The sequence below is a fragment of the Zobellella iuensis genome (assembly GCF_016746085.1).
Classification (GTDB): domain Bacteria; phylum Pseudomonadota; class Gammaproteobacteria; order Enterobacterales; family Aeromonadaceae; genus Oceanimonas; species Oceanimonas iuensis.
This window is the reverse complement of sequence record NZ_JAERTZ010000004.1, coordinates 170,577-195,836: the sequence shown is the minus strand read 5'-3', so window position 1 is coordinate 195,836 and position 25,260 is coordinate 170,577. Positions and strand designations below refer to the sequence as shown.

Annotated in this window: 25 protein-coding genes and 1 riboswitch; of the genes, 14 read left to right on the top strand and 11 right to left on the bottom strand. The window is 66.3% G+C overall.

What is annotated here, in order from left to right:
- Positions 1-100: 100 nt before the first annotated feature.
- From benD to JKV55_RS02680, 7 genes are all read right to left on the bottom strand, one after another.
- Positions 101-880 (bottom strand): benzoate diol dehydrogenase BenD, encoded by a 780-nt coding sequence (gene benD, locus JKV55_RS02710; protein ID WP_202082199.1) that lies wholly within the window; start codon positions 878-880, stop codon positions 101-103.
- Positions 877-1,905, bottom strand: a complete 1,029-nt coding sequence (benC, locus tag JKV55_RS02705) for a benzoate 1,2-dioxygenase electron transfer component BenC (protein WP_202082198.1) — start codon at positions 1,903-1,905, stop codon at positions 877-879. The genes benD and benC overlap by 4 nt, the downstream gene beginning before the upstream one ends.
- Positions 1,906-1,922: 17 nt before the next feature.
- Positions 1,923-2,414 carry a benzoate 1,2-dioxygenase small subunit gene (benB, locus tag JKV55_RS02700; protein ID WP_202082197.1) on the bottom strand — a complete coding sequence of 164 codons (492 nt, stop codon included), beginning with the start codon at positions 2,412-2,414 and terminating at the stop codon, positions 1,923-1,925.
- On the bottom strand, positions 2,411-3,787 hold the full coding sequence (locus JKV55_RS02695) for a Rieske 2Fe-2S domain-containing protein (protein WP_202082196.1): 1,377 nt from the start codon (positions 3,785-3,787) through the stop codon (positions 2,411-2,413). The genes benB and JKV55_RS02695 overlap by 4 nt, the downstream gene beginning before the upstream one ends.
- Positions 3,788-3,881: 94 nt before the next feature.
- Entirely contained in the window at positions 3,882-4,820 is a 939-nt protein-coding gene (gene catA, locus JKV55_RS02690; RefSeq protein ID WP_202082195.1) for a catechol 1,2-dioxygenase, read from the bottom strand.
- 50 nt (positions 4,821-4,870) lie between these two features.
- Positions 4,871-5,161, bottom strand: a complete 291-nt coding sequence (gene catC, locus JKV55_RS02685) for a muconolactone Delta-isomerase (RefSeq protein WP_094040516.1) — start codon at positions 5,159-5,161, stop codon at positions 4,871-4,873.
- A gap of 37 nt (positions 5,162-5,198) precedes the next feature.
- On the bottom strand, positions 5,199-6,317 hold the full coding sequence (locus JKV55_RS02680) for a muconate/chloromuconate family cycloisomerase (protein WP_202082194.1): 1,119 nt from the start codon (positions 6,315-6,317) through the stop codon (positions 5,199-5,201).
- A gap of 107 nt (positions 6,318-6,424) precedes the next feature.
- On the opposite strand from JKV55_RS02680, the gene JKV55_RS02675 reads away from it, so the two are divergent.
- Entirely contained in the window at positions 6,425-7,327 is a 903-nt protein-coding gene (locus tag JKV55_RS02675) for a LysR family transcriptional regulator (RefSeq protein WP_202082193.1), read from the top strand.
- Positions 7,328-7,337: 10 nt separating this feature from the next.
- On the opposite strand, the gene JKV55_RS02670 is transcribed toward JKV55_RS02675, so the two are convergent.
- Together JKV55_RS02670 and JKV55_RS02665 are read right to left on the bottom strand one after the other, a co-directional pair.
- A complete protein-coding gene (locus JKV55_RS02670) occupies positions 7,338-8,123 on the bottom strand; it encodes an IclR family transcriptional regulator domain-containing protein (protein WP_202082192.1) in 786 nt (261 codons plus the stop codon).
- 78 nt (positions 8,124-8,201) lie between these two features.
- Positions 8,202-8,390 carry a hypothetical protein gene (locus JKV55_RS02665; RefSeq protein ID WP_202082191.1) on the bottom strand — a complete coding sequence of 63 codons (189 nt, stop codon included), beginning with the start codon at positions 8,388-8,390 and terminating at the stop codon, positions 8,202-8,204.
- Between JKV55_RS02665 and JKV55_RS02660 the strand changes: the two genes are divergently transcribed.
- The 6 genes from JKV55_RS02660 (at position 8,389) to JKV55_RS02635 (ending at position 14,370) form a co-directional block, all read left to right on the top strand.
- A complete protein-coding gene (locus JKV55_RS02660) occupies positions 8,389-9,210 on the top strand; it encodes a CoA transferase subunit A (protein WP_202082190.1) in 822 nt (273 codons plus the stop codon). The genes JKV55_RS02665 and JKV55_RS02660 overlap by 2 nt on opposite strands.
- On the top strand, positions 9,207-10,001 hold the full coding sequence (locus JKV55_RS02655) for a CoA-transferase subunit beta (RefSeq protein ID WP_202082189.1): 795 nt from the start codon (positions 9,207-9,209) through the stop codon (positions 9,999-10,001). The genes JKV55_RS02660 and JKV55_RS02655 overlap by 4 nt, the downstream gene beginning before the upstream one ends.
- Complete coding sequence (gene pcaF / locus JKV55_RS02650) at positions 9,998-11,203, top strand: 3-oxoadipyl-CoA thiolase (protein WP_202082188.1); 1,206 nt, start codon at positions 9,998-10,000, stop codon at positions 11,201-11,203. The genes JKV55_RS02655 and pcaF overlap by 4 nt, the downstream gene beginning before the upstream one ends.
- Before the next feature lie 246 nt (positions 11,204-11,449).
- Positions 11,450-12,232 carry an alpha/beta fold hydrolase gene (locus JKV55_RS02645; RefSeq protein WP_202082187.1) on the top strand — a complete coding sequence of 261 codons (783 nt, stop codon included), beginning with the start codon at positions 11,450-11,452 and terminating at the stop codon, positions 12,230-12,232.
- 108 nt (positions 12,233-12,340) lie between these two features.
- Positions 12,341-13,288, top strand: coding sequence for a methyl-accepting chemotaxis protein (locus JKV55_RS20135; protein WP_202082186.1), 948 nt, complete (start codon positions 12,341-12,343; stop codon positions 13,286-13,288).
- Positions 13,289-13,374: 86 nt separating this feature from the next.
- Positions 13,375-14,370, top strand: a complete 996-nt coding sequence (locus tag JKV55_RS02635; RefSeq protein WP_202082185.1) for a virulence RhuM family protein/type II toxin-antitoxin system death-on-curing family toxin — start codon at positions 13,375-13,377, stop codon at positions 14,368-14,370.
- A gap of 184 nt (positions 14,371-14,554) precedes the next feature.
- On the opposite strand, the gene JKV55_RS02630 is transcribed toward JKV55_RS02635, so the two are convergent.
- Positions 14,555-16,522 (bottom strand): exoribonuclease II, encoded by a 1,968-nt coding sequence (locus JKV55_RS02630; protein WP_202082184.1) that lies wholly within the window; start codon positions 16,520-16,522, stop codon positions 14,555-14,557.
- A 105-nt stretch (positions 16,523-16,627) separates the two neighbouring features.
- Positions 16,628-17,542, bottom strand: a complete 915-nt coding sequence (locus JKV55_RS02625) for an o-succinylbenzoic acid (OSB) synthetase (RefSeq protein WP_202082183.1) — start codon at positions 17,540-17,542, stop codon at positions 16,628-16,630.
- A 138-nt stretch (positions 17,543-17,680) separates the two neighbouring features.
- Here JKV55_RS02625 and menA point away from each other — a divergent pair, with 138 nt between their 5' ends.
- From menA to thiH, 7 genes are all read left to right on the top strand, one after another.
- Complete coding sequence (gene menA / locus JKV55_RS02620; protein WP_202082182.1) at positions 17,681-18,562, top strand: 1,4-dihydroxy-2-naphthoate octaprenyltransferase; 882 nt, start codon at positions 17,681-17,683, stop codon at positions 18,560-18,562.
- Between the two features lie 101 nt (positions 18,563-18,663).
- Positions 18,664-18,766: riboswitch (TPP riboswitch) on the top strand.
- Between the two features lie 87 nt (positions 18,767-18,853).
- Positions 18,854-20,806 (top strand): phosphomethylpyrimidine synthase ThiC, encoded by a 1,953-nt coding sequence (gene thiC / locus JKV55_RS02615; protein ID WP_202082181.1) that lies wholly within the window; start codon positions 18,854-18,856, stop codon positions 20,804-20,806.
- The gene (gene thiE, locus JKV55_RS02610) at positions 20,803-22,320 is read left to right on the top strand and encodes a thiamine phosphate synthase (RefSeq protein ID WP_202082180.1); all 1,518 of its coding nucleotides are present in this window, start codon (positions 20,803-20,805) and stop codon (positions 22,318-22,320) included. The genes thiC and thiE overlap by 4 nt, the downstream gene beginning before the upstream one ends.
- Positions 22,310-23,077, top strand: a complete 768-nt coding sequence (locus JKV55_RS02605; RefSeq protein WP_202082179.1) for a HesA/MoeB/ThiF family protein — start codon at positions 22,310-22,312, stop codon at positions 23,075-23,077. The genes thiE and JKV55_RS02605 overlap by 11 nt, the downstream gene beginning before the upstream one ends.
- On the top strand, positions 23,068-23,268 hold the full coding sequence (gene thiS, locus JKV55_RS02600) for a sulfur carrier protein ThiS (protein ID WP_094041314.1): 201 nt from the start codon (positions 23,068-23,070) through the stop codon (positions 23,266-23,268). Before JKV55_RS02605 ends, thiS begins: the two co-directional genes overlap by 10 nt.
- A gap of 1 nt (position 23,269) precedes the next feature.
- Complete coding sequence (locus tag JKV55_RS02595; RefSeq protein WP_106730380.1) at positions 23,270-24,040, top strand: thiazole synthase; 771 nt, start codon at positions 23,270-23,272, stop codon at positions 24,038-24,040.
- Complete coding sequence (gene thiH, locus JKV55_RS02590) at positions 24,037-25,155, top strand: 2-iminoacetate synthase ThiH (RefSeq protein ID WP_202082178.1); 1,119 nt, start codon at positions 24,037-24,039, stop codon at positions 25,153-25,155. Before JKV55_RS02595 ends, thiH begins: the two co-directional genes overlap by 4 nt.
- Positions 25,156-25,260: the final 105 nt, after the last annotated feature.

Sequence of the window (25,260 nt, the reverse complement as noted above, 5' to 3'; positions counted from 1 at the left end):
TGTTACTCCGCGTGTTGTCCTTAAGTCTGGAGTCCGGGGGCCTGGGCCCCCGCAGTTCCGATGTAAAGGCGGTCGATTCCTCCGGCCGCCTTTTCGTGTATCAGCCCAGATCTCCGCCCGCCACGGGGAGAATGGTGCCGGTGATATAGCTGGCGTCGTCGGAGGCGAGGAACAGGATGGCCGCCGCCTGTTCGTCCAGGGTGCCGTAGCGGTGCATCAGGCTGGTGGCCTTGGTCTGCTCGACCAGGGCCTGGTACCACTGCTGCTCCCGTTCGCCCTGGGCCTCGCTGTTGCGCGGGGTCAGCCGGGGCGGCGCCTCGGTGCCGCCGGGGGCGGTGGCGTTGACCCGGATGCCGTGTTCGGCGTATTCGAACGCCAGGTTGACGGTCATGGCGTTGACCCCGCCCTTGGCGGCGCCGTAGGGCACCCGCATCAGGCCGCGGGTGGCCACCGACGACACGTTGACGATGGCGCCGTGACGCTGCGCCACCATGTAGGGCAGCACCGCCCGGCAGCACCACAGGGTGGGGAACAGGGAGCGCTGGATCTCTTTCTGGATCTGCTCCGGGCTGTAGTGCTCGTAAGGCTGAGCCCAGATGGTGCCGCCCACGTTGTTCACCAGCACGTCGATGCGGCCGAAGCGTTCATGGGCCCGGGTCATCAGGGTGTGTGCCCCGTCCCAGCTTTCCAGATCGGCCTGCACCGCCAGGGCCTCGGCGCCCTGTTGTGCCAGTTCGGCCGCCAGCTCGTGCACGTAATCCGCCAGATCCGCCAGCACCAGGCGGGCGCCTTCCGCCGCCGCCCGCTCGGCCAGCCGCCGGCCTATGCCCTGGGCGGCGCCGGTGATCACCATCACCTTGTCCTGGAAGCGGGCGCTCATGCCACCTGCTCCGCGACGGCGGTGACGCTGGGGCTGAACTTCTCGTAGTGGAAGGAGGCGGGCTGGATGCCCTGGCCGCGGAAGTAGCCCAGCACCGCATCCACCATGGGCGGCGGACCGCACAGGTAGACGTCCACCTCGCCGTGCCGGAGGGGAGCGTCTTCCATATGGTTGGTGACATAGCCCTTGCGCGGGTGGGCGCTGTCGGCGCCGGCCACCACCGTCTTGAAGCTGAAGTTGCCGATCTCGGCGGCGAAGCGTTCCAGCGCCTCGACCCCGACCAGGTCGTCGTCGTTGGTCACGCCGTAGATCAGGTGCACCGGCTGGTCGCAGCCTTTCACCTTCAGTTCTTCCAGCATCGCCAGGAAGGGCGCCAGGCCGGTACCGCCGGCCAGCATCAGCACCGGACGCGCCACCGGGCGCAGGTAGAACACGCCCATGGGGCCGGTCAGGCTCAGCCGGTCGCCGGCCCGGGCCTGGCCCACCAGCCAGGAGCTCATCAGGCCGCCCGGCACGTTGCGGATCAGGAAGCTCAGCTCCCGGCTGCCCGGGCACGAGCTGAAGGAGTAGGCGCGGCTTTCCTCGCTGCCCGGCACCCTGATGTTGACGTACTGGCCCGGCAGGAAGGGGATGTCCTGGTCCGCGTTCACCTTGAGTTCGATGGCGGTGGGGGAGATCAGGTTGACCTCGGCCAGGGTGCCGCCGAACTCCACCTGGCCGGTCTTGCACAGGGTGGAGGGGGCGGGGATCTCCACCACGCAGTCGCCGGAGGGCACCATCTGGCAGGTGAGCACCTTGCCCTCGGCCACTTCCTCCTCGGTCAGGGCCTCGTCGAGGTAGTCGTCGCCCAGGTCGAAACTGCCCTGGCGGCAGCTGCCCTTGCAGGTGCCACAGACGCCGTCGGAGCAGTCCATGGGCAGCTTGATCTGGTTGCGGTAGGCCGCGTCCAGCACGGTTTCCCCCGGGTTGCAGTTGATGAAGCGGGTGACGCCGTCTTCGAAGTTGAGGGCTATGTTGTAGCTCATGATGCTCTCCCCACCGGTTACAGGTGATAGATATCAATCACCTGATTGATGTAGTCGTTGTTCAGGATGATCTTCTTCTCGGTGATCACCGGCTGCTCACCGCTGCTGTCCAGGGTGTAGAAGGAGGTGCCGAAGAAGAACTGGGTCTGGTTGTAGCGGTGGCTGTTGGTCTGCCAGTTGAAGCGCAGCTTCACCTTGTTGCCCGCCTGCTCCAGGATCTCCAGGTTGCTGGTCAGGTGGGTGGTGCGCGGCTCCGGCAAGGAGCTGGCGCCGGAGCGCTCGGTCTTGATGCGGTAGACGCGGTCTTCCAGGCCCTGGCGGTTCGGGTAGTAGATCAGCGAGATTTCACGTTGCGGATCCTCGGTCAGCCGGTCCTCGTCGTCCCAGGCCGGCATCCAGTACACCACCTCTTCGTGGTAGCACTGCAGCCACTGATCCCACTGCCGGTCGTCCAGCAGGCGGGCCTCCCGGTGGATAAAGGCCTGGATTTGTTCGAAGCTCATGCTCATGCGCAAGTCTCCTGTTCGGTTATGGAAATCAGGCGGGCCCGCTCGGTTGCTACGGCTTGCAGCATCTCCTTGACCCAGTGCTGGTGGTGGGTGACGTAAAGCCCTTCGTCTTCCGGCCTGGCGCCGCTCAGCATGGGCTTGAGGCCGATGGCATCGGCGCCGGCGTCCGGCCCCTGGATCCAGTGGGCGGCGCCCCGGCTCATGTCGTTCCACTTCAGGCCGCTGGCTTCATAGCCCTGTTGGCAGGCGCGGAACTCTTCCAGATCGTCCGGGGTGCCCATGCCGCTGACGTTGAAGAAGTCTTCGTACTGGCGGATACGCTTGGCGCGGTCGGCCGCCGGCTCGTTCTTCGGCGCCCAGCAGTAGATGGTGATCTCGGTCTTGTCGACGGAGATGGGGCGCAGCACCCGGATCTGGGTGGAGAACTGGTCCATCAGGTAGACGTTGGGGTACAGGCACAGGTTCTTGGTGGTGTTGACGATGGCGTCGGCCCGGGCCGCGCCCAGCTGCTGCGCCAGCCGTTGCTGGTGTTGGTACACCGGCCGCACCTGGGGATTGGTGAGCCGGGTCCACAGCATCATGTGGCCGTTGTCGAAGGAGTAGAAGCCGCCCTCGCTGGACCAGCTCTTGGCGTCCACCGCCTCGGTGCCGCCCTTCTCGTAGTTGCGCTGGCTCATGGTGGACAGGTAGTTCCAGTGCACCGTGCCCACGTGGTAGCCGTCGGCGCCGTTTTCGGCGGTCAGCTTCCAGTTGCCTTCATAGGTGTAGGTGGAGCTGCCGCGCAGCACTTCCAGGCCGTCTTCCGCCTGATCGACGATGTTGTCGATGATCTTGGTGGTTTCGCCCAGGTATTCCCGCAAGGGCTGCACGTCGGCGTTGAGGCTGCCGAACAGGAAGCCGCGGTAGGATTCGAACTTCGGCAGCCGCTTCAGGTCGTGGGAGCCGTCGGTGCTGAAGCTGTCCGGGTAGCCGCCTTTCTTCTGGTCGCGGGCCTTCAGCAGCTGACCGTCGTTCTTGAAGGTCCAGCCGTGGAAGGGGCAGGTAAAGGAGGCCTTGTTGCCGCGCTTCTTGCGGCACAGGGTGGCGCCCCGGTGGGAGCAGGTGTTGAGCAGCGCCTGCAGCTCGCCTTCCTTGGTGCGGGTGATCATCACCGGCTGGCGGCCGACGGTGGTGGTGAAGTAGTCACCGGGATTTTCCACCTGGCTTTCGTGGGCCAGGTAGACCCAGTTGCCTTCGAAGATGTGCTTCATCTCCAGGTCGAACAGTTCCTGGTCGGTGAAGATGCTGCGGTCGCAGCGGTAGTGGCCGCTCTGGGCGTCGGCTTCCACCGCGCCGCGGATCTTGTTTTCGAGTCGATCGAGTTGGCGAGTCATCTGTCGTCACTCCATGTGATGCCGTTGTCGGGCGTGAGTCTTCCCGGGCCGCTCCCGTGGGGGCGGCCGGAAAACGTCTGTGGTCTGGGCTGAATTAAGCGGTTTCGCCTTCCAGGGCGCGCTTGCGCTCGTGGCGGACCTGCAGTTCGGGTTGGTCGGTGGCCAGCAGCCGGATGTTGAACTCCACCCGGGTGAAGGGCTGGCTCAGGCCGAGCTGTTCGGCGGCGGCCGGATCCTCGACGCGTACCGCGTCCACCACCAGCTCCTCGCGGGTGGCGAAGGCGAAGTCGTCGTAGGTGTATTGGTCGCCGGCCAGGTTGATCTGGGTGGTCAGGTGCTTGTAGCCCGGCTTGGACACGAAGAAGTGGATATGGGCCGGGCGGCGGCCGTGACGGCCGAGCTGGTTCAGCAGGGCCTGGGTGGCGCCTTCCGGCGGGCAGCCGTAACCGGAGGGGATGATGCTCTGGGCGCTGTAGCGGCCCTGGGCGTCGGTCTTGATCCGGCGGCGCAGGTTGTACTCGCTCTGGGACGGGTCGAAGTAGGAGTAGGCGCCCTTGAGGTCGGCGTGCCAGAGGTCGACGATGGCATCGGCCAGGGGCTGGCCGTGCTGGTCGGTGACCTGACCGGTGAGGATCATGGTTTCACCGGCCTGGCTGCCGTCGTCCATGCGGGCGAAGCCGTCGGAGAGGGGGGCGCCGGCCACGTACAGGGGGCCTTCGATGGTGCGCGGGGTGCCGCCGGCCAGACCGGCCTGCTCGTCCTCGGCATCCTGGCGGATATCCAGGTAGCGGTCCATCCCCAGGCCCGGGGCCAGCAGGGCGGCCTCGCCGTTCTTGCCCAGATCGTTGAGGTAGTAGACGGCACTCCAGAATTCTTCCGGGGTGATGTCCAGATCCTCGATGAGCTGGAAGACATCGTGCATCAGGCGGTGGACTATGGTTTTTACCCGCTCGTTGCCGCCGGCCTGGTTGAGCCCGGCTACTTTTTCCAGCAGTGTTGTGACTTCCTGAGTGTGCATGGTCTTGACTGACATTGCTCTGGCTCCTTGCTTGTTATCGGGTCGTAGGGGTACTGAGTACTTGCTTAACGGTCATCCTGGTGGATGGAGGACGGGTGCCGGCACAGGGGCGCGACACTGATGTCCATGTAGGGGAACAGCGGCAGCGCGCTTACCAGCTCCTGCAGTTCGGCGTTGTCGGCCACGTCGAAGATGCTGACGTTGGCGTAGCTGCCGGCCACCCGCCACAGGTGGCGCCACTTGCCCTGGCGTTGCAGCTCCTGGGCGTAGGCCTTCTCCCGGGCCTTTATTTCGGCGGCCACCTCGGCCGGCATGTCGTGGGGCAGGTTCACCTTCATCTCGACTTTGAACAGCATGTCTTGTCCTCCTGTAGGCGGGCCTCGCGGCCGCTGTTTATTTCCGGCGGTACCGGGTCAGCTTGTCTTCGTCTATCGCCAGGCCCAGGCCGGGCCCGGCGGGCAGTTCGACGCCGTTGTGATGGAAATTCAGCGGCGTGACCACGATGTCGTCCTTTAACAGCCGCGGGCCGAACATCTCGGTGCCCCAGTGCAACCGGTCCAGGGTGGCCCAGGCGTGCAGGGAGGCGGCGGTGCCTATGGTGCCTTCCAGCAGGGTGCCGCCGTAGAGGCCGACCCCGGCGGCGCCGGCCACCGCCGCCACTTCCAGCGCCCGTAGCGGGCCACCGGCCTTGGCGATCTTGAGCGCCACGGCGCCGGCGAAGCCGGCCGAGGCCAGGCGGAACATGTCGCCGGCGTCGGCCACCGCCTCGTCCGCCAGTATCGGCAGGTGGAACTTCGCGGACAGCCGCACCAGGGCGTCGTGATCCTTCATCGGCGTGGGCTGCTCCACCAGGTCGATGCCGGCGGCCTGCAGTTCGGCCATGCCCCGGGCGGCGGTGCTTTCATCCCAGGCCTGGTTGACGTCGACCCGCACGCTGGCGCCCTCGCCCAGGGCTTCCTTGATCGCCGCCACGTGGCGCACGTCGTCCATCAGCGGACGGGAGCCGATCTTGAGCTTGAAGTCGCAGTGGCGCTGGGCGGCGATCAGGCTTTTGGCCTCGTCGATGTCCCGGGCGGTGTCGCCGCTGGCCAGGGTCCAGAGCACCGGAATGTGCCGGTGCACGGCGCCGCCGAGCAGCTGGTGCAGCGGCTGGTCCAGGCGCTTGCCCTGCAGGTCGAGCAGGGCGGTTTCAATGGCGGACTTGGCCAGGTTGTTGCCGCGGGTCGCCCGGTTGAGCCCTACCCTGAGGGTATTGATGGCATCCGCCGGCTGGCCGAGCAGCAGGGGGCTGAAGTAGCTGTCGATGGTCAGCTTGACGCTTTCGGGGCTTTCCGGGCCATAGGCCAGGCCGCCGATGGTGGTGGCTTCGCCCAGACCCTCGAGGCCGTCGCTGTCCTTGATCCGCACTATGACCATGGTCTGCACGCCCATGGTGGCCATGGACAGCTTGTGCGGGCGTATGGTCGGGATATCGACCAGGATGGCTTCGATGGACTGGATGGTTGCTGACATGTAAGCTCCGAACGTCTAGTGATAACTGCCTGTTGCAGTGAAGTTACATTTTCGGAGTCATACTCACCAATATTGATTAAGTCGCAACCAATACCCTGGAGGTATGGATGGAGCTGAGACACCTGCGCTATTTCATCGCGGTGGCGGAAGAGCTGAACCTGACCCGGGCGGCGGAACGGCTGTTTATCGCCCAGCCGCCCCTGACCCGGCAGATCAAGCAGCTGGAGGAAGAGCTGGGGGTGAAGCTGTTTATCCGCAAGGCCAGGGGGCTGGAGCTGACCCAGGGCGGCCTGTACTTCCTGCAGCAGGCCCGCACCATCATGGACCGGGTGGACGCCAGCATCGAGGGCACGCGGCAGGTTGCCCAGCTGCGCAAGACGGTGTTCGCCATCGGCTTCGTGCCCTCGGTGTTCTACGGCCAACTGCCGCTGATGGTGCGGCGGCTGCGGCGCAACAAGAACCTGGAGATCGTGCTGCATGAGCTCAAGACCCGGGAGCAGATAGAGGCGCTCAAGAGCGGCAAGATCGACATCGGTTTCGGCCGGGTGCATATCGAGGATCCGGACGTGGAGCAGGAGGTGCTGTTCAACGAGCCCTTGCTTATCGCCCTGCCCGCGTCCCATCCCCTGGCCGGGCGGTCGCCGACCATGGCGGAGCTGGCGGAGGTGCCCATGGTGGCCTTTCCCGCCGGCCCCGGCCCCAATTTCGTCGACGTGGCCCTGGGGCTGTTCCAGCGCCGGGGCCTGAAGCTGCAGGTGATCCAGCAGGTCAACGATCTGCAGACGGCGCTGTCGCTGGTGGCCTCGGAAATGGGCTTCGCCCTGGTGCCGGAGCAGGTGCACAAGCTGAAGCGGGATGGGGTGGCGTTTGTGTCGGTGGGGGATGAAAAGCTCACCATTCCGGTGATCGCCTCCCGCCGCCGGGGCGAGAACCCCAACGCGGCGATGCGGCTGGTCAACACCATATTGGCGGAGCTGGTGGAAAACCGGCTGACCGGGCGTTATCCCTGAGAGGCCGCCCTCAGCCCTGCAGTGTTTCCCGGATCAGCCGGGCCTTGTCCTGCAGCAGCGGCAGGAAGCGGCCGGTCAGGGTGTCCATGTCCACCCGGGCGGCGTTGGTGCTGATGTTGATGGCGCCGAGCAGTTGCCCCCGCTGGTCGAAGGCCGGCACCGCCAGCGAGCGCAGGCCCGAGTCCAGCTCCTGATCGACGATGGCGTAGCCTTGTTGGCGCACCTGGTCGATGGCCCGGCGCAGTTCGTTGCTATCGGTGATGCTGTGTTCGGTGTGGGCCTGCAGTGGTGCCCGCTCCAGGTAGGCGGCCAGCTCGGCTTCCGGCAGCTGGGCCAGCAGCACCCGGCCCATGGAGGTGTAGGCGGCGGGCAGCCGGGTGCCGACCGACAGGCGAATGGCCATCAGCCGGTGCTCGGCGGCGGAGCGGGCGATATAGACCACGTCGTCGCCGTCGAGCACGCCCAGCGAGGTGGACTCGCCGATCTCCCGGGTGATCTCCTCCAGGTAGTGCTGGATCACCACCCGGTAGGGGTTGGCCGAGAGGAAGGCGTTGCCCAGCTGCAGCACCCTGGGGGTCAGCGCGAAGTGGCGTTGTTGTTTGTCCAGGTAGCCCAGGGCGTGCAGGGTCAGCAGAAAGCGGCGGGCCTTGGCCCTGTCCATGCCGGTTCTGGCCGCCACCTCGCTCAGGGTCATGCGCGGATGCTGCTGATCGAAGGCCTGCAGCACCTCCAGCCCGCTGGCCAGGGCGGCGACGAAGTCCCTGTCTTCGGGGCTGAGCCTGTCATCTGCGGTCATGGTGTTCCTCCTGTGGCGGTGTCGGCGGTGACCCTGGCCATCCATGGTAGCAAAAGTTCGTATAACGAACCCCCGTTTTCATTCCTCCCTTTTTGCCTGTTGATGAGCAAAAAATAATCTTTTCTTTTTCAACCGGTTAATCTCTTTTTCAAAAAAATAGCCGGGATCGGGGTTTGCCACGGCCGTCGAATGGGTGTAAATATGTTCGTAATGCAAACCCAAGTTCGTAATGCGAACTTCAAAGTCACCCAGGGAGGCGATACCCATGGCCCAATTCATGAGCCTGCACGACGCGATTGCCCGCTACCTCCAAAACGGCGACACCGTCGCCATGGAGGGTTTTACCCACCTGATCCCCTTTGCGGCGGGTCATGAGATCATCCGCCAGGAAAAGCGCCGGCTGACGCTGATCCGCATGACCCCGGACATCCTCTACGACCAGCTGATCGGCGCCGGTTGTGCCGAGCGGCTGATCTTCTCCTGGGGCGGCAACCCCGGCGTTGGCTCCCTGCATCGGTTGCGCGACGCGGTGGAGAAGGGCTGGCCCCAGCCCCTCGAGATTTTCGAACACAGCCACGCCGCCATGGCCTGCGCCTACGAGGCGGGGGCCGCCGGCCTGCCGCTGGCGGTGCTGCGCGGCTACATCGGCAGCGACCTGCCCAAGGTGAACCCGCAGATCCGCTTTATCGAGTGCCCCTTCACCGGCGAACGGCTGGCGGCGGTGCCGGCGGTGCGGCCCGATGTGAGCATCATCCATGCCCAGCGTGCCGACCGGCAGGGCAATGTGCTGGTGTCCGGCATCGTCGGGGTGCAGAAGGAGGCGGTGCTGGCGGCCAGACACAGCATCGTTACCGTGGAGGAAATCGTCGACGATCTGCGGGCCGACCCCAATGCCTGCGTGATCCCGGGCTGGGCCATCGACGCCATCGCCGAGGTGAAAGGGGGCGCGGCGCCGTCCTACGCCCACGGCTACTATCCGAGAAACAACAGCTTCTACAAGGAATGGGACGCGATCTCCCGCGATCGTGACACCTTCAACGGCTGGCTGCAGCAAAACGTATACAACGCAGGAGGGCAGGCCCAATGACACTCGCATACAGTTCTTCCGAAATGATGACGGTCACCGCCGCCCGCGCCCTGAGCAACGGCATGACCTGCTTTGTCGGCATCGGCCTGCCCAGCGAGGCGGCCAACCTGGCCCGCCTGACCCACGCCCCCGAGGTGGTGCTGATCTATGAATCCGGCACCCTGCAAACCAGGCCCGACATCCTGCCCCTGTCCATCGGCGACGGCGAGCTGTGCGAGCAGGCGCTCACCACAGTGGCGGTGCCCGAGATGTTCCGCTACTGGCTGCAGGGCGGCCATATCGATGTGGGCTTTCTGGGCACCGCCCAGATCGACCGCTACGCCAACCTCAACACCACCCTGATCGGCGACTACCAGGCACCCAAGGTGCGCTTGCCCGGCGGCGGCGGCGCGCCCGAAATCGCCTCCAACGCCAGGGAAGTGTTTATCACCCTCAAGCACTCGCCGCGGGCCTTCGTGGACGCCGTCGACTTTATCACCACCCTGGGCTACGGCCGGGACGGCAAGGGCCGCGACGGCGTGCCCAACATCGGCCGGGGCCCGACCAAGGTGATCACCGATCTGTGCGTGATGGCCCCCGACGCGGACACCAAGGAGCTGGTGGTGACCTCGCTGCATCCGGGCGTGACCCGCGAGCAGGTGAGCGAGGCCACCGGCTGGCCGGTGCGCTTTGCCGAGCCGCTGGCGCAAACTCCCGAACCTTCTGCCGAGGAGCTGGAGATACTGCGCTCGCTCAAGGCCAGAACCGCCGCCCATCACGCCAAGCCGGTATCCCAGGAGGCCGCCCAATGAAGCCCGTTTACCTCTGCCACCCCAGACGCACCGCCATCGGCCGCTTCGGCGGCACCCTGGCGGCGGTACGCCCCGACGATCTGGCCGCCCAGGTGTTCAGGGCCGTGCTGGCCCAGGCGCCGGAGCTGGATCCGGCGGCCATCGACGAAGTCATCATGGGCTGCGCCAACCAGGCCGGCGAAGACAACCGCAACGTGGCGCGGATGTCGTCCCTGCTGGCGGGCCTGCCGGTGAGCGTGCCCGGCACCACCCTCAACCGGCTGTGCGGCTCGGGCATGGATGCGGTGGGCACCGCTGTGCGCGCCGTCAAGGCCGGCGAGCTGGAGCTGGTGCTGGCCGGCGGGGTGGAGTCCATGTCGCGCGCCCCCTTCGTGATGGGCAAGGCCGATTCGGCCTTCAGCCGTACCCAGGCCATTGAAGACACCACCATCGGCTGGCGCTTTATCAACCCGCTGATGAAGGCCCAGTACGGGGTGGATTCCATGCCGGAAACGGCGGAGAACGTGGCCGAACAGTTCGGTATTTCACGGGAAGATCAGGATGCCTTTGCCGCCCGTTCCCAGCAGAAAGCGGCCGAATCCCAGAAAAATGGCCGCTTTGCCGAGGAAATCGTGCCGGTGGAGATTCCGCGCCGCAAGCAGGAGCCGCTGATTTTCGCCGACGACGAGCACCTGCGCCCGGACACCACGGCAGAGAAGCTGGCCAGGCTGCCGACCCCCTTCCGCGCCGGTGGCAGCATCACCGCCGGCAACGCCTCCGGGGTGAACGACGGTGCCGCCGCCATGCTGATCGCCAGCGAAGCCGCGGTGCAGCGCCACGGCCTCAGGCCCATGGCCCGCGTGCTGGGCATGGCCACCGGTGGCGTTGAGCCGCGCATCATGGGTATTGGCCCGGTGCCGGCGGTGCGCAAGCTGCTGGAGCGGCACAACCTGACCATGGACGACATCGACCTGTTCGAGTTCAACGAGGCCTTCGCCGCCCAGGCCCTGGCCTGCATGCGGGAGCTGGGGCTGAAGGACGACGACGCCCGGGTCAACCCCAACGGCGGCGCCATCGCCCTGGGCCACCCGCTCGGCATGTCCGGCGCCCGCCTGCTGCAAACCGCCGCCCACGAGCTGCACCGGCAGAACAAGCGCCTGGCCCTGTGCACCATGTGCGTGGGCGTCGGCCAGGGTATTGCCACCCTGATCGAGCGGGTTTAATTCTACCTGGGCGTTGCATATCTTCGGGGGCCGGGATCGGGCAGCACCTATGCTTGGGAGGAGGGCAAAGGGAGCCGCGTCGCCGACCGTGACATGCCAGGGATGGCATGTCCGAGCCCCCAGGGATGGGTTTATGGCGTGTCGGCGAGGTGGGCCCTTTGGCCGACCGGCTCTGCACCCATAAACGGTGCTGTTTGCAAACTCGCCTAATCCCGGCAGGGTCACCTTTTACTATTCGGAGGCTGAATGTCTTTTCTGGAAATTGACGGCCGCGCCGTCGGCTACCGCCTGCTGGGCGACCCGGCGCTGCCGCTGGTGGTGCTGGCCCATCCCCTGGGCATGAGCCAGGCGGTGTGGGACGACCTGCTGCCCGTCCTGCTGCCCCGTTACCGGGTGCTGAGCTGGGATCTGCCCGGCCACGGCAGCAGCGCGGCCTGGCTCGGGGAGGAAATCACCCCCGAGAATCTGGCGGCGGAGCTGCTGGCGCTGGTCGACCAGGCCGGCGCGGAGCGGTTCCACTTTGTCGGTACTTCCATCGGTGGGGTGATCGGCCAGCAACTGCTCAGCCGGCATGGCGAGCGCCTGCTGTCCGCCACCCTCACCAACACCGGGGCGGTGATCGGCACCGCCGAGGCCTGGCAGGCCCGCGCCAAGGCGGTGCGGGAACTGGGCCTGGCCGCCATGGCGGTGGACATAGTGCCGCGCTGGTTCGGCCCCGCCGCCTGCGAACGCGAGCCGGCCCTGCTCAAGGGCTGGAACACCATCATGGGCCGGGGTGACGCCAACAGCTACGCCCTGCTGTGCGACATGCTGGGCCGCACCGACTTCCGCGAGCAACTGCAGGGCCACGGCGTACCCCTGCTGCTGGTGGGCGGCAGTGACGATATCGCCACCCCGCCCGAATCGCTGCGCACCCTGGCCCAATGCAGCGGCGCCGGCGAACCGGTGATCCTGGAGCAGGTGGGCCATGTGCCCTCGGTGGAATGCCCGGCGGTGTTCGCCGAACTGCTGGTCAAACGGGTGAGCTAACCTGCAACGAGGGCGCCCCTGCCTGCAGGGAGCGCCCACCGTCAATCCACGCCAACGCTCCTGTCTTCAGCAAATACCCAGCCCAGAACCGGCAAGAGATAACTCATCATGGACTCCTACGAAATCAGCGATGTTCGCGCAACCTACCCGGAATCCCATACCAAAGTGGTGTTGATCGCCGCCATCGGTACCGCGACCCTGCTGCTGGTCGCCCTCTCCATCCGACTGGGTGGTCAGGATGGCGTGGCGCTGACGCTGTCTCTGTCGGGCGCGCTGCTGGCCCTGGCGGCGGCTTGCCTGGCCCTGAGGTTACCGGCGCGCATGGTCGACCAAGCGGCAGCGGCGCCCGCCGTGGTTGAAACGGCGCCTGTGCTGCCTCCGGTGGTAGAACCCGTGCCAACCGCCGATCCGGCGCCCGACCCGGTCCACCATCAACGCCTGCTGGCACAGCTCGACCAACTGGGCGCCAACGCCGGGCTGATCCTGGAAGAAATGGCACAGGCCGGCGTTCTGGCCCGGCAATCCGGTAACAAGGTGGCCGAGACCGCCCGCAGCATCCGCGCCTCGGAGGCCGCGATCCGCTCACTCGCCGGTGACATGGAGAATATCGATAGGGTATTCAATCAGTTGCAGGATCAATCCGCCGAGATCGGCGCCATCGTGGGCAATATTCAGGACATTGCCAAACAGACCAACCTGCTGGCCCTCAATGCCTCCATCGAAGCGGCCCGGGCGGGGGAGCACGGCCGGGGGTTTTCGGTGGTGGCGGACGAGGTCCGCAATCTGTCCCGCCGGGTGAACCAGTCCAGCGAACAAATTCGGGAAATTGCCGAGAACCTGGGGCATTCCGCCACCAGGGCCCGCACCGGACTGGAGAACATCGACCAGTCCCGTGGCACCTGTTTGCAGGAGGCCAGCCAGGCGCTGGCCGCGATTGATGACATCCAGGCGGGCGCACAGACCCGCATGGAAATTGTGCAACAGGTCACCCAACGGGTAGGTCACCAGCAGTCGCTGGTGGCGGAGGTGCTGGTGGACATGGCCGGCGTGCAGTAGATGTTGTTTATCGGTTGACACCCGTTGGCAAAGCATTGTTACTGGGGCTAAACCAACCGGATGCCGGCCACGGAACGAACAAGACGATGAACAACCAACAGATCCAGATTTTCACCAGCGCCGACGGGCAAGCGCAACTGGAAGTGGCGCTGGAGCAGGAGACAGTGTGGCTCAGCCAGGCGCAGATGTGTGAGCTGTTTGGCCGCGATCAGTCAGTGATTTCCCGCCACATTCGCAATGTGTTCAAGGAGGGCGAACTGCCCGAGGAAAGCAATATGCAAAAAATGCATATTGCTGGCTCAGACAAGCCGGTCTCTCGTTACTCACTGGATGTCATCATATCTGTGGGCTACCGGGTAAAGTCCCAGCGCGGCGTCCAGTTCCGCCGGTGGGCCACCCAGGCGCTAAAAGACCACCTGGTTCAGGGCTACACCCTTAACCGGCGCCGCCTGGCGGAGCGGGGCATCGAGTTCGAGCAGGCGATGAATTTGCTCAGCCGCACCCTGAGCAATCAGGGGCTGGTATCACCACAAGGGGCGGCGGTGGCGGGCGTGATCAGCGACTATGCCCGCTCCTGGAGCCTGCTGCAGGGCTACGACGAGCAGCAACTGGCGGAAATCGGTATCAAACAGCCGGATATGCGCCCGCTGGAGCTGGACGAAGCCTTGGCCGCCATCGGCGAACTCAAGCAAACCCTGTTCGCCAAGGGCGAGGCGACCGAGCTGTTTGGCAGGGTGCGGGGTGATGGCCTGGCCTCGGCGCTGGCCACCATAGAGCAGGGCTTTGGCGATGAGCTGTTCTATCCCAACGTGGCCAGCCGGGGCGCCCATTTGCTGTACTTTGTGATCAAGAATCATCCCCTGGCCGATGGCAACAAGCGCTGCGGCTCCTTCCTGTTTTTGTGGTACCTGCGCCGTAATGCGGCATTGCTGGCCCGGCCAGTGGAGCAACTGATTAACGATAACACCCTGGTGGCCCTGGCACTGCTGGTGGCGGAAAGCCTGCCGGATCAGAAAGCCCTGATGATCCGGTTAATAGAGCATTTTATCCTGCTCAAGGAGCCGGCCGGGGATAAGGGCTGACGAATGACCGGAGACCAACAGTGGCTGGCCTGGTATGCCGAGGGCGGCTGGGAGCCGGCACAAGGCCTCGATCTGGCCTCAGACTGCATGGTGATCGCCTGCGGTCCGTCACCCTCACTAACACCGGGGCGATATGCTGTTGTCACAAACTGAAAAGGGCCTGCAATCGCAGGCCCTTTGGGTATCAGGAGGCGGGTTTTTCCGGCACCAGGGGGACCGCCGGCTTGGCGATAAGCGAGCGGGTGTCTTCCACCGCTTCGGTGAGGATCACCTGGATATGCTGGCCCAGTTCGTAGACCGCTTCCTTGTCCAGGTAGACGCGGCCGTCGTCCCAGCTGCATTCCAGCCGGTCCCGGTTGGCCAGGATCAGGGAGGAGGGCATAAATACCACGGCGCCGTTTTCCTGCAGGCGCAGCTTTACGCCGCCCCGGCCGATGTCGATGATTTCGGCGTCGAATACCTTGCCCTCGGCCACCGCCGGCTGCAGGTAGCGCACATAGAGCCAGTCGGCGATGTCGCGCTCGGCGCGGCGGTGCATGCGGCGCTGCTCGGACAGGTGCTGAGCCAGCTCGGCGCTGGGCACATGGGCCTCGTGCTCCTGCTCGGCCAGTATCGCCTTGATCAGCCGGTGGTTGATGATGTCGCCGTATTTACGGATGGGCGAGGTCCAGGTGGCGTAGGCGGCCAGGCCCAGGCCGTAGTGCTCGGCCGGGGTCACGCTCATGGCGGCGAAGGACTGGTAGCGGCGTACCCGGTTGTCCAGGTAGCTGGTGTCGCGAGAGTCCAGCCAGCGGCGCAGGGCGCAGAAACCTTCCAGGCTGGCCAGGCTTTCCGGCTCGAAGGGGGCTTCGTGGGCCTGCAGCAGCTCGGCCACCTGGGCCAGCTTCTCGGCGTCGAAGCCGGCGTGCACGTTGAATACCCCGGTGCCGGCGTGTTCGGCCAGCCAGTTGCCGCAGGCCAGGTTGGCGGCGATCATCGCCTCTTCCACCATCTGGTTGGCGATGCGGCGGTGATCCACGTGAATGGCCACCACGTTGCTGGCGTCGTCCAGCTCGAAGCGGTAGTCGGGCCTGTCCTTGAACAGGATGGCGTGCTCGCTGCGCCAGGCGCTGCGGGCGCGGGTGAGTTCGGTCAGCTCGCGCAGCTGCTCGGCGATCACCTCGCTTTCCGGCTGCCAGTCGCCTTTCTGCTCGACCCAGTCGGAGACCTTGTCGTAGGCCAGCTTGGCCTGGGAGCGGATGCGGGCGGCGAAGAATTCCACCTGGTCGGTGACCTTGCCGTCAAAGTCGATCAGCAGGCGGGCGCACAGGGCGGGGCGCTCTTCGCCGGCCTTGAGCGAGCACAGTTCGTCGGCCAGGGTGCGCGGCAGCATGGGAATGTTGCGGCCGGGCAGGTAGACGGTAAAGGCGCGTTCGGCGGCGACCTTGTCCAGATCGCTGTCGTGGGGCACATAGGCGGTGGGATCGGCGATGGCCACGGTCAGCTCCCAGCCGTTGTCCAGCTTCTTCACGCTGAGGGCGTCGTCCATGTCCTGGGTGGACTCGCTGTCGATGGTGAAGAAGGGCACCTCGGTGAGATCCCGGCGCGGCAGGGATTCTTCCAGGGTCTGCCACTCGTCCTGGTCCCGGGGCGCCTGGTTGGCCAGCTTGTTGCGGGCCAGCACCACCCACCAGGGGGCGATGGGGTCGTCGACCCCGGCGATCAGCTCCACCACCTCGGCGAAAAAGCCGTTGTCCTTGAGGGCGTGGCGCTTGAGTTCGCCCAGCACCCAGTCGCCTTCCTTCAGGCCCTTTTCATCCAACCCCTTGATGGTGCGGGCCTTGATGGCGTCCTTGATCAGCGGGTGATCGGGCACTATGTTGAGCCGGTCGCGGAACCACTTCACCCGGGCCACGAAGCGGGTCAGCCCCTGCTCGACCAGGGTTTCCGGCTCGGCCACTTCCTTCTCGTTTTCGGTGCGCACCAGGGCGGTGATGCGGTCGCCGTGCAGCACCTTCTTCATGTAGGGCGGCGGGATGAAAATGCTTTCCTTCTCGCTCACCTCGAGGAAGCCGAAACCTTTGGCGGTGGCCTTGACGGTACCTTCCTTGGTCGGCATGGATTCGCGCAGCTGTTGCTTGAGCTGGGCCAGCAGGGGGTTGTCTTGAAGCATAGATAGGGAACCTGTCGAAATATCGGCCTGACTATACGGATTTACCCCCCGTCTGCCAAGGAAACCTTGGCCCGGCGCCGGGTTTCGGTGCCCAACCGGAGCCTGTCAGCCGTATTCCCGGAGCAGGGTGAGTCTGCCGAGGTCCGGCCGGCCGTTGCCGTCCACGCCCCTGTCCAGCAGGTAGCGCAACCGGTCCAGCATGGCCGCCTGGCCCGGCGCCCATTGGGCGCTCAGGCGGGCCAACTGGGCGTTGCCCAGGCCGCTTTCCAGGCTGTCGGCCACCACCACTTCCAGCCCCCGGGCCCGGGCTGCCTCGGCCAGTTCCCGGCACAGGGCCAGGCTGCCCAGCTGGCTGGGCCTGAGCACCAGGGCCCTGAGCTGGTCGAACAGCGGATAGTCGGGGGCGGCATGGCGGCCGAGATCGAAGGCCACCGGCCAGCCGTGGCGCTCCGCCAGTCGCCGGCTGGCGGCCAGGTCGGCGGCGGGCTCCAGCAGCCAGTCGATGCGGGCGGGATCGATGCGCCGCCACAGCCCTTCCAGCTGCTCCTCGCTCAGCCGGCCGCCCGCGTCCAGCACCAGCTGCAGGCTGGGTACCAGCAGGGTCAGCTCGCGCACCAGGCCGGCGTCGTGCTGCACCTCGCCGGTGAGGGTCAGCCAGGCCCGCTGGGGGTGAACCCGGCGGCAGCGCCAGGCGCGGATAATGGGTTCCCGCTCGCCTTCCAGCAGCGGCAGTGAGGGGGCCGGTTCGCCGTCGATGGCGGTGAGGGTGCAGTCCAGCCCGAATTGCACCGAGGGCAGGCGGGCACCGTGGGGCTGGCCTTGGGCCAGCCGCGCGCAGGCGGCCAGCAGCTCGTCCCGGGCGTCCTCCAGGCTCTCGCGGGACTCGCCGGGCAGGGGGGCGACCTCGCCCCAGCGGCCGTCGATGCAGACGTAAAGGCCCCGGCGGCGACCGAGGGGGGTACCCCTGATGGTGAGCGCCATGGTCAGGGGAAGTTCATAGCCGTAAACCGCAATATGCATTTGTGGTGACCCCGTTAATCGCCGTCGGAAATATCTTTAACTAAAAGTAACATCTGTCCGCCGGGGACGGTAGTGCTGTTTTTATCGCCCGGGGCTTGGGTATGATAGGTTTTTTCCTTGACGACCAAGAGAGCGCCGATGCCCCTGAGCACCTGGCTGAACGCCATCCGACCCAAGACCCTGCCCCTGGCGCTGGCGTCCATCCTGCTCGGCGCCGGGGTGGCGGCCGGGGAGGGTGCCTTCGACGGCGGCGTGCTGCTGCTGGCCCTGCTCACCGCCCTGCTGCTGCAGATCCTCTCCAACCTGGCCAACGACTACGGCGACGGGGTGCGCGGCACCGACGCCGAGGGGCGCGCCGGCCCCGCCCGGGTGCTGGCCTCGGGCCTGGCGACCCCGGCGCAGCTGCGGTCCGCCATCCGGCTGACCGCCGGCCTGGCGGCGTTGTCCGGCCTCTTGCTGCTGGGCCGGGCCCTGGGCGCCGACCGGGGCGCCTGGCTTGGTTTTCTGCTGCTGGGCGCCTTGGCCCTGCTGGCGGCCCTGGGCTACACCCTGGGCCGGCGCCCCTACGGCTACCGGGGGCTGGGGGATCTGGCGGTGTTCGTGTTCTTCGGCCCGGTGGCGGTGCTGGGCACCAGCTGGCTGATGCTGCACCAGCCGGGAGCCGGCGCCGGCTGGGCCGCCCTGGTGGCGGGCCTGCTGTCGGTGGCGGTGCTCAATATCAACAATATCCGCGATCTGGAATCGGATCGCCGGGCGGGCAAGCACACCCTGGCCCTGCGCCTGGGGCTGGCCCGGGCCAGGGTCTACCAGCTATTGCTGCTGGCCACGGCCCTGCTGGCGGGAACGCAGCTGATGGCGGGCTGGGGTTTTCTGGCCCTGCTCGGGCTCTGGCCCCTGGCCGGCGCCACCCGGCTGGTGCTGACCGAGCAGGGGCCGGCGCTGAACCGGGCCCTGGGGCTGACCGCCCGCGGCACCCTGATCTTTACCGGCCTGCTGGCCCTGGGGCTGGCCTGGGGGTAGTGCCCCGCTTTAATGTCTTTGTTGATAAAGAGTTAACACAGGATTGCAAAAATTGTATCCAACCGCTTTGCTTTTGACCGGCGGCTCTGGCTATACTGACGTCCATCTTGTCGGAGTGCCCCCAAGGGCTGAGACCGCGAACAGCGGGATCCGTTGAACCTGATCAGGCTAATACCTGCGAAGGGAAACAAGTGAGAACCAGGCCCCAAGACCCTTTCCCACCCGGCCGGTTCTTCCTCAACACTCCTGACAAGCATTTTCACGAACCAATGGACGCAAGGTGAGATTGCTATGTCAAAAACGAATCGTCGCGAAGTACGCAGCCAGGCCCAGGAATACATCCAGAACCTCAAGGGCGAACCCTTTCCCAACTCCGGCCGTATCTACATCGAAGGCTCGCGCCCGGATCTGAAGGTGGCCATGCGCGAAATCCGCCTGGCCGACAGCTTCAAGGGCGGTACCAAGGAAAACCCCATTTTCGAGGCCAACGCGCCGGTGCCGGTGTACGACACCTCCGGCCCCTACGGCGATCCGGACTCCGAGCTGGACGTCCGCCAGGGCCTGCCCCAACTGCGTCGCCAGTGGATACTGGAGCGCGACGACACCGAGGAGCTGGACAGCGTCACCTCCCAGTTCACCCAGCAGCGCATGGCCGACGACGGCCTGGATCACCTGCGCTTTGAGCACCTGCCCAAGCCGCGCAAGGCCAAGCTCGGCCAGTGCGTGACCCAGCTGCACTACGCCCGTAAGGGCATCATCACCCCCGAGATGGAATACATCGCCATCCGCGAGAACATGGGCCGCGAGCGGGTGCGGGACGAGCTGCTGCTCAAGCAGCACCCGGGCCAGAACTTCGGCGCCAACCTGCCCGAGTTCATCACCCCCGAGTTCGTGCGCAAGGAAGTGGCCGAAGGCCGCGCCATCATTCCCGCCAACATCAACCACCCGGAATCCGAGCCGATGATCATCGGCCGCAACTTCCTGGTGAAGATCAACGCCAATATCGGCAACTCGGCGGTGACCTCCTCCATCGAGGAAGAGGTGGAGAAGCTGGTGTGGTCCACCCGCTGGGGCGCCGACACCGTGATGGATCTGTCCACCGGCCGCTACATCCACGAAACCCGTGAATGGATCATGCGCAACAGCCCGGTGCCCATCGGCACCGTGCCCATCTACCAGGCGCTGGAGAAGGTGAACGGCGTGGCCGAGGACCTGACCTGGGAAGTGTTCCGCGACACCCTGATCGAGCAGGCGGAGCAGGGCGTGGACTACTTCACCATCCACGCCGGCGTGCTGCTGCGCTACGTGCCCATGACCGCCAAGCGGGTCACCGGCATCGTCTCCCGTGGCGGCTCCATCATGGCCAAGTGGTGCCTGTCCCACCACAAGGAAAACTTCCTCTACGAGCACTTCCGCGAAATCTGCGAGATCTGCGCCGCCTACGACGTCTCCCTGTCGCTGGGTGACGGCATGCGCCCCGGCTCCATCGCCGACGCCAACGACGAGGCCCAGTTCTCCGAGCTGTACACCCTGGGCGAGCTGACCAAAATCGCCTGGGAATACGACGTGCAGGTGATGATCGAAGGCCCCGGCCACGTGCCCATGCACATGATCAAGCGCAACATGGAAGAGCAGCTGGAGCACTGCCACGAGGCGCCCTTCTACACCCTGGGCCCGCTCACCACCGACATCGCCCCCGGCTACGACCACTTCACCTCCGGCATCGGCGCCGCCATGATCGGCTGGTTCGGCTGCGCCATGCTGTGCTACGTGACGCCCAAGGAGCACCTGGGCCTGCCCAACAAGGAAGACGTCAAGCAGGGCCTGATCACCTACAAGATCGCCGCCCACGCCGCCGACCTGGCCAAGGGCCACCCGGGCGCGCAGATCCGCGACAACGCCATGTCCAAGGCCCGCTTCGAGTTCCGCTGGGAAGACCAGTTCAACCTGGCGCTGGATCCGGAAACCGCCCGTGCCTACCACGACGAGACCCTGCCCCAGGAATCCGGCAAGGTGGCCCACTTCTGCTCCATGTGCGGACCCAAGTTCTGCTCCATGAAGATCACCCAGGACGTGCGCGACTACGCCGCCAGCCTGGAGAACAACATCGCGGTGCAACTGGTGGACATGGACGGCAACAGCGAGACCGTGGTCGCCGGCATGGCCCAGATGTCGCAGGAGTTCAAGAAGCGCGGCGGCGAGCTCTACCACCAGGCCGACAAGCTGGAGCGGGAGGAAGCATGACCCGACCCATCGTCTGGACCGTCGCCGGCTCGGACTCGGGCGGCGGCGCCGGCATTCAGGCCGATCTGCATACCATACAGGCGCTGGGCGGCCACGGCTGCTCGGTGATCTCCGCCATCACCGCCCAGAACTCGGTCACGGTGGCCATGGTGGAGCCGGTGCTGATGCAGGCCTTCACCAGCCAGTTGGTGGCCCTGGCCACCGATCTGCCGGCCCGGGCCATCAAGATAGGCCTGCTGCCCGGCGGCCTGCGCGCCGAGGTGCTGGCCCGCTACCTGAAGGAATACCGGCGCCAGTGGCAACCCTGGGTGGTGCTGGATCCGGTGGCCATCGCCAGCACCGGCCAGGCCATGGCCGAGCCCAACCTGCTGCCGGCCATCAAGCAGCACCTGCTGCCCGAGGTGGATCTGATCACCCCCAACGCCGCCGAGCTGGCGGCCCTGTCGGGCATAGCGCCCGACTCGCCCCGGGCGGTGCGCGCCGGCGCCGCGGCCCTGCTGGAGCTGGGCGCGCGCGCCGTGCTGGTCAAGGGCGGCCACCTGGACTGGAGCGGGGATCAGGCGCTCGACTACTTCACCGACGGCCAACGCGAGATCTGGCTGGCCAGCCCCCGGCTGGACACCGTTCACGGCCATGGCACCGGCTGCACCCTGGCCTCGGCCATCGCCACCGCCGTGGCCCAGGACTACCCGATCGAGGATGCCCTGGTGCTGGCCAAGGCCTACGTCAACCAGGGGCTCAAGGCCGCCGAAGGGCTGGGCAAGGGCGCCGGCCCGGTAGCCCACCTGGGCTGGCCCGACCGGCGCGAGGACTTCCCCACCGTGGTGATGCCGGGCTCGGCCCTGGGCAAGCAACTGGGGCTCGAGGGCAGCCTGCCCCGGGGCGGCTTCGCGGCCATGGATACCCTGAGGCTGGGGCTCTACCCGGTGGTGGACTCGGTGGCCTGGCTGGAGCGGTTGCTCGGCCAGGGCGTGCGCACCCTGCAGCTGCGCATCAAGGACAAGATGGATGCCGAGGTGGAGGCCGATATCCAGGCCGCTGTTGAGCTTGGCCGGCGCTACCAGGCCCGGCTATTTATCAACGATTACTGGCGGCTGGCCATCCGCCACGGCGCCTACGGCGTACACCTGGGCCAGGAAGACATCGAAGTGGCGGATCTGGAGGCCATCCGCGCCGCCGGCCTGAAACTGGGGCTGTCCACCCACGGCTACTACGAGATGCTGCGGGCCCGGGAGCTCAAGCCTTCCTACCTGGCGCTGGGGCATATCTTCCCCACCAAGACCAAGGACATGCCGTCCCGGCCCCAGGGCCTGGCGCGGCTGGGCCGTTACGTGGCGCTGATGGACGACTACCCGCTGGTGGCCATCGGCGGCATCGGCAAGGAGCGGGTGCCGTTGGTGGCGCAAACCGGGGTGGGCAGCATCGCCCTGGTCACCGCCATCACCGAGGCGGCGGACCCGGATGCGGCCACCCGCGAGCTGCTGGCCTTGGTGGAGGGGGATCATGCTGAGTGACGGCGAATTCCTGCGCTACAGCCGCCACCTGCTGCTCGAGGAGGTAGGCGAGGCCGGCCAGCTCAGGCTGAAAAACGCCTCCGTGCTGATCGTCGGCCTGGGCGGCCTGGGCTCGCCCGCCGCCCAGTACCTGGCGGCGGCCGGGGTGGGCACCCTGTGGCTGGCCGACTTCGACCAGATAGAGGTGAGCAACCTGCAGCGCCAGACCCTGTACGACAGCGACAGCCTCAAGCTGAGCAAGGCCGAGGTGGCCCGGGACAGGCTGCACAGGCTCAACCCCGAGGTGGAGCTGATCGCGGTCAACCAGAAGCTGGACGAACGCGCCCTGGGTGACTTCGTGGCCGAGGTGGATCTGGTGCTGGACTGCACCGACAACATGGCGGTGCGCCAGGCCATCAACGCCGCCTGTTACGCCTGGGGCAAGCCGCTGCTGGTGGGGGCCGCCATCCGTTTCGAGGGCCAGCTGCTGGCGCTCAATCCGGAACGGGATCACGGCTGCTACCGCTGCCTGTACCAGCCCGAGCAGAGCGAGCGGCTCAACTGCGGCAACGCCGGCGTGATCGGCCCCGTGGTGGGCACCATCGGCCTGTTGCAGGCGCTGGAAGCCATCAAGTTTTTAACCGGTACCGGCAGCGTGCCCTGGGGCGAACTCAAGCTGTTCGAGGCCAAGGCCCATCGCTGGCACAGCCTCAAGGTGCCCAGGGATCCGGCCTGCCCCGTGTGCGGCCCAGAGAGTGGAGAATCATCATGCGCGTAACCCTGAACGACGAAGCGCTGGAGCTGGCGGAGGGTACCACCCTGGGCCGGCTGCTGGCGGAGCTTGAGCAAGACAAACCCGGGGTGGCGGTCGCCCTCAACCAGCAGGTGGTGGCCCGCGGCCGCTGGCCCGAGCAGGCCCTGGCGCCCGACGACACCATCACCCTGTTCCACGCCATCGCCGGAGGCTGAGATGAGCCTGACCATCGCCGACAAGACCTTTAATTCCCGCCTGTTCACCGGCACCGGCAAGTTTGCCAATGGCGCCGTCATGAAGGCGGCGTTCGAATCCAGTGGCTCCGAGCTGGTGACCATGGCCCTGAAGCGGGTGGATCTCAAGGCCCACAGCGACGACATACTGCCGCCGCTGCTGGCGCTGGGCGTCAACCTGCTGCCCAACACCTCGGGCGCCAAAAACGCCGACGAGGCGGTGTTCGCCGCCCGGCTGGCGCGGGAGGCCCTGGGCACGAACTGGCTCAAGCTGGAGATCCACCCGGACCCCAAATACCTGCTGCCCGATCCCATCGAAACCCTGCGCGCCGCCGAGCGGCTGGTGCAGGAGGGCTTTGTGGTGCTGCCCTACTGTGGCGCCGATCCCGTGCTGTGCAAGCGGCTGGAAGAAGCCGGCTGCGCGGCGGTGATGCCACTGGGCGCCCCCATCGGCTCCAACAAGGGGCTGGTGACCCGGGACTTCCTCGAGATCATCATCGAGCAATCCACCGTGCCGGTGGTGGTGGATGCGGGCATAGGCGCGCCCAGCCACGCCGCCTACGCCATGGAGCTGGGTGCCGATGCGGTGCTGGTGAACACCGCCATCGCCGTGGCCGGCGATCCGGTGGCCATGGGCCGGGCCTTCCGGCTGGCGGTGGAAGCCGGACGGATGGCCTTTGAAGCGGGGCTGGCCGGCCAGAGCCACCAGGCCCAGGCCTCCAGCCCGCTCACCGCCTTCCTGGGGGCGTTATGAGCTTCTTCGAGGTCTGGTCGTCCCTGGACTGGGACGACATCAAGCTGAGCATCTACGGCAAGCAGGCGCGGGACGTGGAGCGGGCCCTGGCCCGGCCGAAACGGGATCTGCACGACTTTATGGCGCTGATCTCGCCGGCCGCCGAGCCCTACCTGGAGCAGATGGCGCAGCAGGCCTACCGCCTGACCCGCCAGCGCTTCGGCAACACCGTGGGCTTTTATATCCCGCTCTACCTGTCCAACCTGTGCGCCAACGACTGCACCTACTGCGGTTTTTCCATGAGCAACCGGCTCAAGCGGCGCACCCTGACGGAGGAAGAGATAGAGCGGGAATGCCTGGCGATCAAGGCCATGGGCTTCGACACCGTGCTGCTGGTGACCGGCGAGCACGAGGGCAAGGTGGGGCTGGACTACTTCAAGCGGATGCTGCCGATCATCAAGCGCCACTTCAGCTATGTGATGATGGAGGTGCAGCCCCTGTCCCGGGAGGAATACGCCGAACTGCGGGAATACGGGCTGGACAGCGTTATGGTGTACCAGGAGACCTACCAGCACCTGACCTACGACCAGCACCATATCCGCGGCAAGAAGAAGGACTTCCGCTGGCGGCTGGAAACCCCGGACCGCCTGGGCAAGGCGGGCATCGACAAGATCGGTCTGGGCGCCCTGTTCGGGCTGGAGGACTGGCGCGCCGACAGCTTCTACGTGGCGGCGCACCTGCGCTACCTGCAGAAGCACTACTGGCAGACCCGCTATTCGGTGTCCTTCCCGCGCCTGCGGCCCTGCGCCGGCGGCCTGGAGCCCAAGTCGGTGATGAGCGACCGCCAACTGGTGCAGCTGATCTGCGCCTACCGGCTGTTCGACCAGGAGCTGGAGCTCAGCCTGTCCACCCGGGAGTCGGAGCAGTTCCGTGACAAGGTGATCCCGCTCGGCATCACCAGCATCAGCGCCGGCTCCAAGACCCAGCCCGGCGGCTACGCCGACGCCAGCGTCGAGCTGGAGCAGTTCGAGATCGACGACGACCGCGCCCCGGCCGAGGTGGCCAGGGCGGTGGCCGCCGCCGGCCTGCAGCCGGTATGGAAGGACTGGGACAACAGCTACTCCGCCAGCCGCTAAAAGCGTGTTCGCAGCCGGTTGTACTTGGCCAACGCTTCGTCGTTCTCTGTTGTCACTCCCGCGAAGGCGGGAGTCCAGTGCAATATGTCATGGATCTCCGCCTTC

Bases quoted from the DNA above. Each gene is read 5' to 3' on its own strand.
- benC (WP_202082198.1), bottom strand. From the start codon at position 1,905: ATGAGCTACAACATAGCCCTCAACTTCGAAGACGGCGTCACCCGCTTC.
- thiS (WP_094041314.1), top strand. From the start codon at position 23,068: ATGCGCGTAACCCTGAACGACGAAGCGCTGGAGCTGGCGGAGGGTACC.
- thiE (WP_202082180.1), top strand. From the start codon at position 20,803: ATGACCCGACCCATCGTCTGGACCGTCGCCGGCTCGGACTCGGGCGGC.
- JKV55_RS02630 (WP_202082184.1), bottom strand. From the start codon at position 16,522: ATGCTTCAAGACAACCCCCTGCTGGCCCAGCTCAAGCAACAGCTGCGC.
- JKV55_RS20135 (WP_202082186.1), top strand. From the start codon at position 12,341: ATGGACTCCTACGAAATCAGCGATGTTCGCGCAACCTACCCGGAATCC.
- thiH (WP_202082178.1), top strand. From the start codon at position 24,037: ATGAGCTTCTTCGAGGTCTGGTCGTCCCTGGACTGGGACGACATCAAG.
- JKV55_RS02665 (WP_202082191.1), bottom strand. From the start codon at position 8,390: ATGGGTATCGCCTCCCTGGGTGACTTTGAAGTTCGCATTACGAACTTG.
- JKV55_RS02645 (WP_202082187.1), top strand. From the start codon at position 11,450: ATGTCTTTTCTGGAAATTGACGGCCGCGCCGTCGGCTACCGCCTGCTG.
- JKV55_RS02675 (WP_202082193.1), top strand. From the start codon at position 6,425: ATGGAGCTGAGACACCTGCGCTATTTCATCGCGGTGGCGGAAGAGCTG.
- JKV55_RS02695 (WP_202082196.1), bottom strand. From the start codon at position 3,787: ATGACTCGCCAACTCGATCGACTCGAAAACAAGATCCGCGGCGCGGTG.
- JKV55_RS02595 (WP_106730380.1), top strand. From the start codon at position 23,270: ATGAGCCTGACCATCGCCGACAAGACCTTTAATTCCCGCCTGTTCACC.
- thiC (WP_202082181.1), top strand. From the start codon at position 18,854: ATGTCAAAAACGAATCGTCGCGAAGTACGCAGCCAGGCCCAGGAATAC.
- catC (WP_094040516.1), bottom strand. From the start codon at position 5,161: ATGCTGTTCAAAGTCGAGATGAAGGTGAACCTGCCCCACGACATGCCG.
- JKV55_RS02635 (WP_202082185.1), top strand. From the start codon at position 13,375: ATGAACAACCAACAGATCCAGATTTTCACCAGCGCCGACGGGCAAGCG.
- catA (WP_202082195.1), bottom strand. From the start codon at position 4,820: ATGTCAGTCAAGACCATGCACACTCAGGAAGTCACAACACTGCTGGAA.
- JKV55_RS02660 (WP_202082190.1), top strand. From the start codon at position 8,389: ATGGCCCAATTCATGAGCCTGCACGACGCGATTGCCCGCTACCTCCAA.
- benD (WP_202082199.1), bottom strand. From the start codon at position 880: ATGAGCGCCCGCTTCCAGGACAAGGTGATGGTGATCACCGGCGCCGCC.
- JKV55_RS02625 (WP_202082183.1), bottom strand. From the start codon at position 17,542: ATGCATATTGCGGTTTACGGCTATGAACTTCCCCTGACCATGGCGCTC.
- JKV55_RS02670 (WP_202082192.1), bottom strand. From the start codon at position 8,123: ATGACCGCAGATGACAGGCTCAGCCCCGAAGACAGGGACTTCGTCGCC.
- JKV55_RS02655 (WP_202082189.1), top strand. From the start codon at position 9,207: ATGACACTCGCATACAGTTCTTCCGAAATGATGACGGTCACCGCCGCC.
- menA (WP_202082182.1), top strand. From the start codon at position 17,681: ATGCCCCTGAGCACCTGGCTGAACGCCATCCGACCCAAGACCCTGCCC.
- JKV55_RS02680 (WP_202082194.1), bottom strand. From the start codon at position 6,317: ATGTCAGCAACCATCCAGTCCATCGAAGCCATCCTGGTCGATATCCCG.
- pcaF (WP_202082188.1), top strand. From the start codon at position 9,998: ATGAAGCCCGTTTACCTCTGCCACCCCAGACGCACCGCCATCGGCCGC.
- JKV55_RS02605 (WP_202082179.1), top strand. From the start codon at position 22,310: ATGCTGAGTGACGGCGAATTCCTGCGCTACAGCCGCCACCTGCTGCTC.
- benB (WP_202082197.1), bottom strand. From the start codon at position 2,414: ATGAGCATGAGCTTCGAACAAATCCAGGCCTTTATCCACCGGGAGGCC.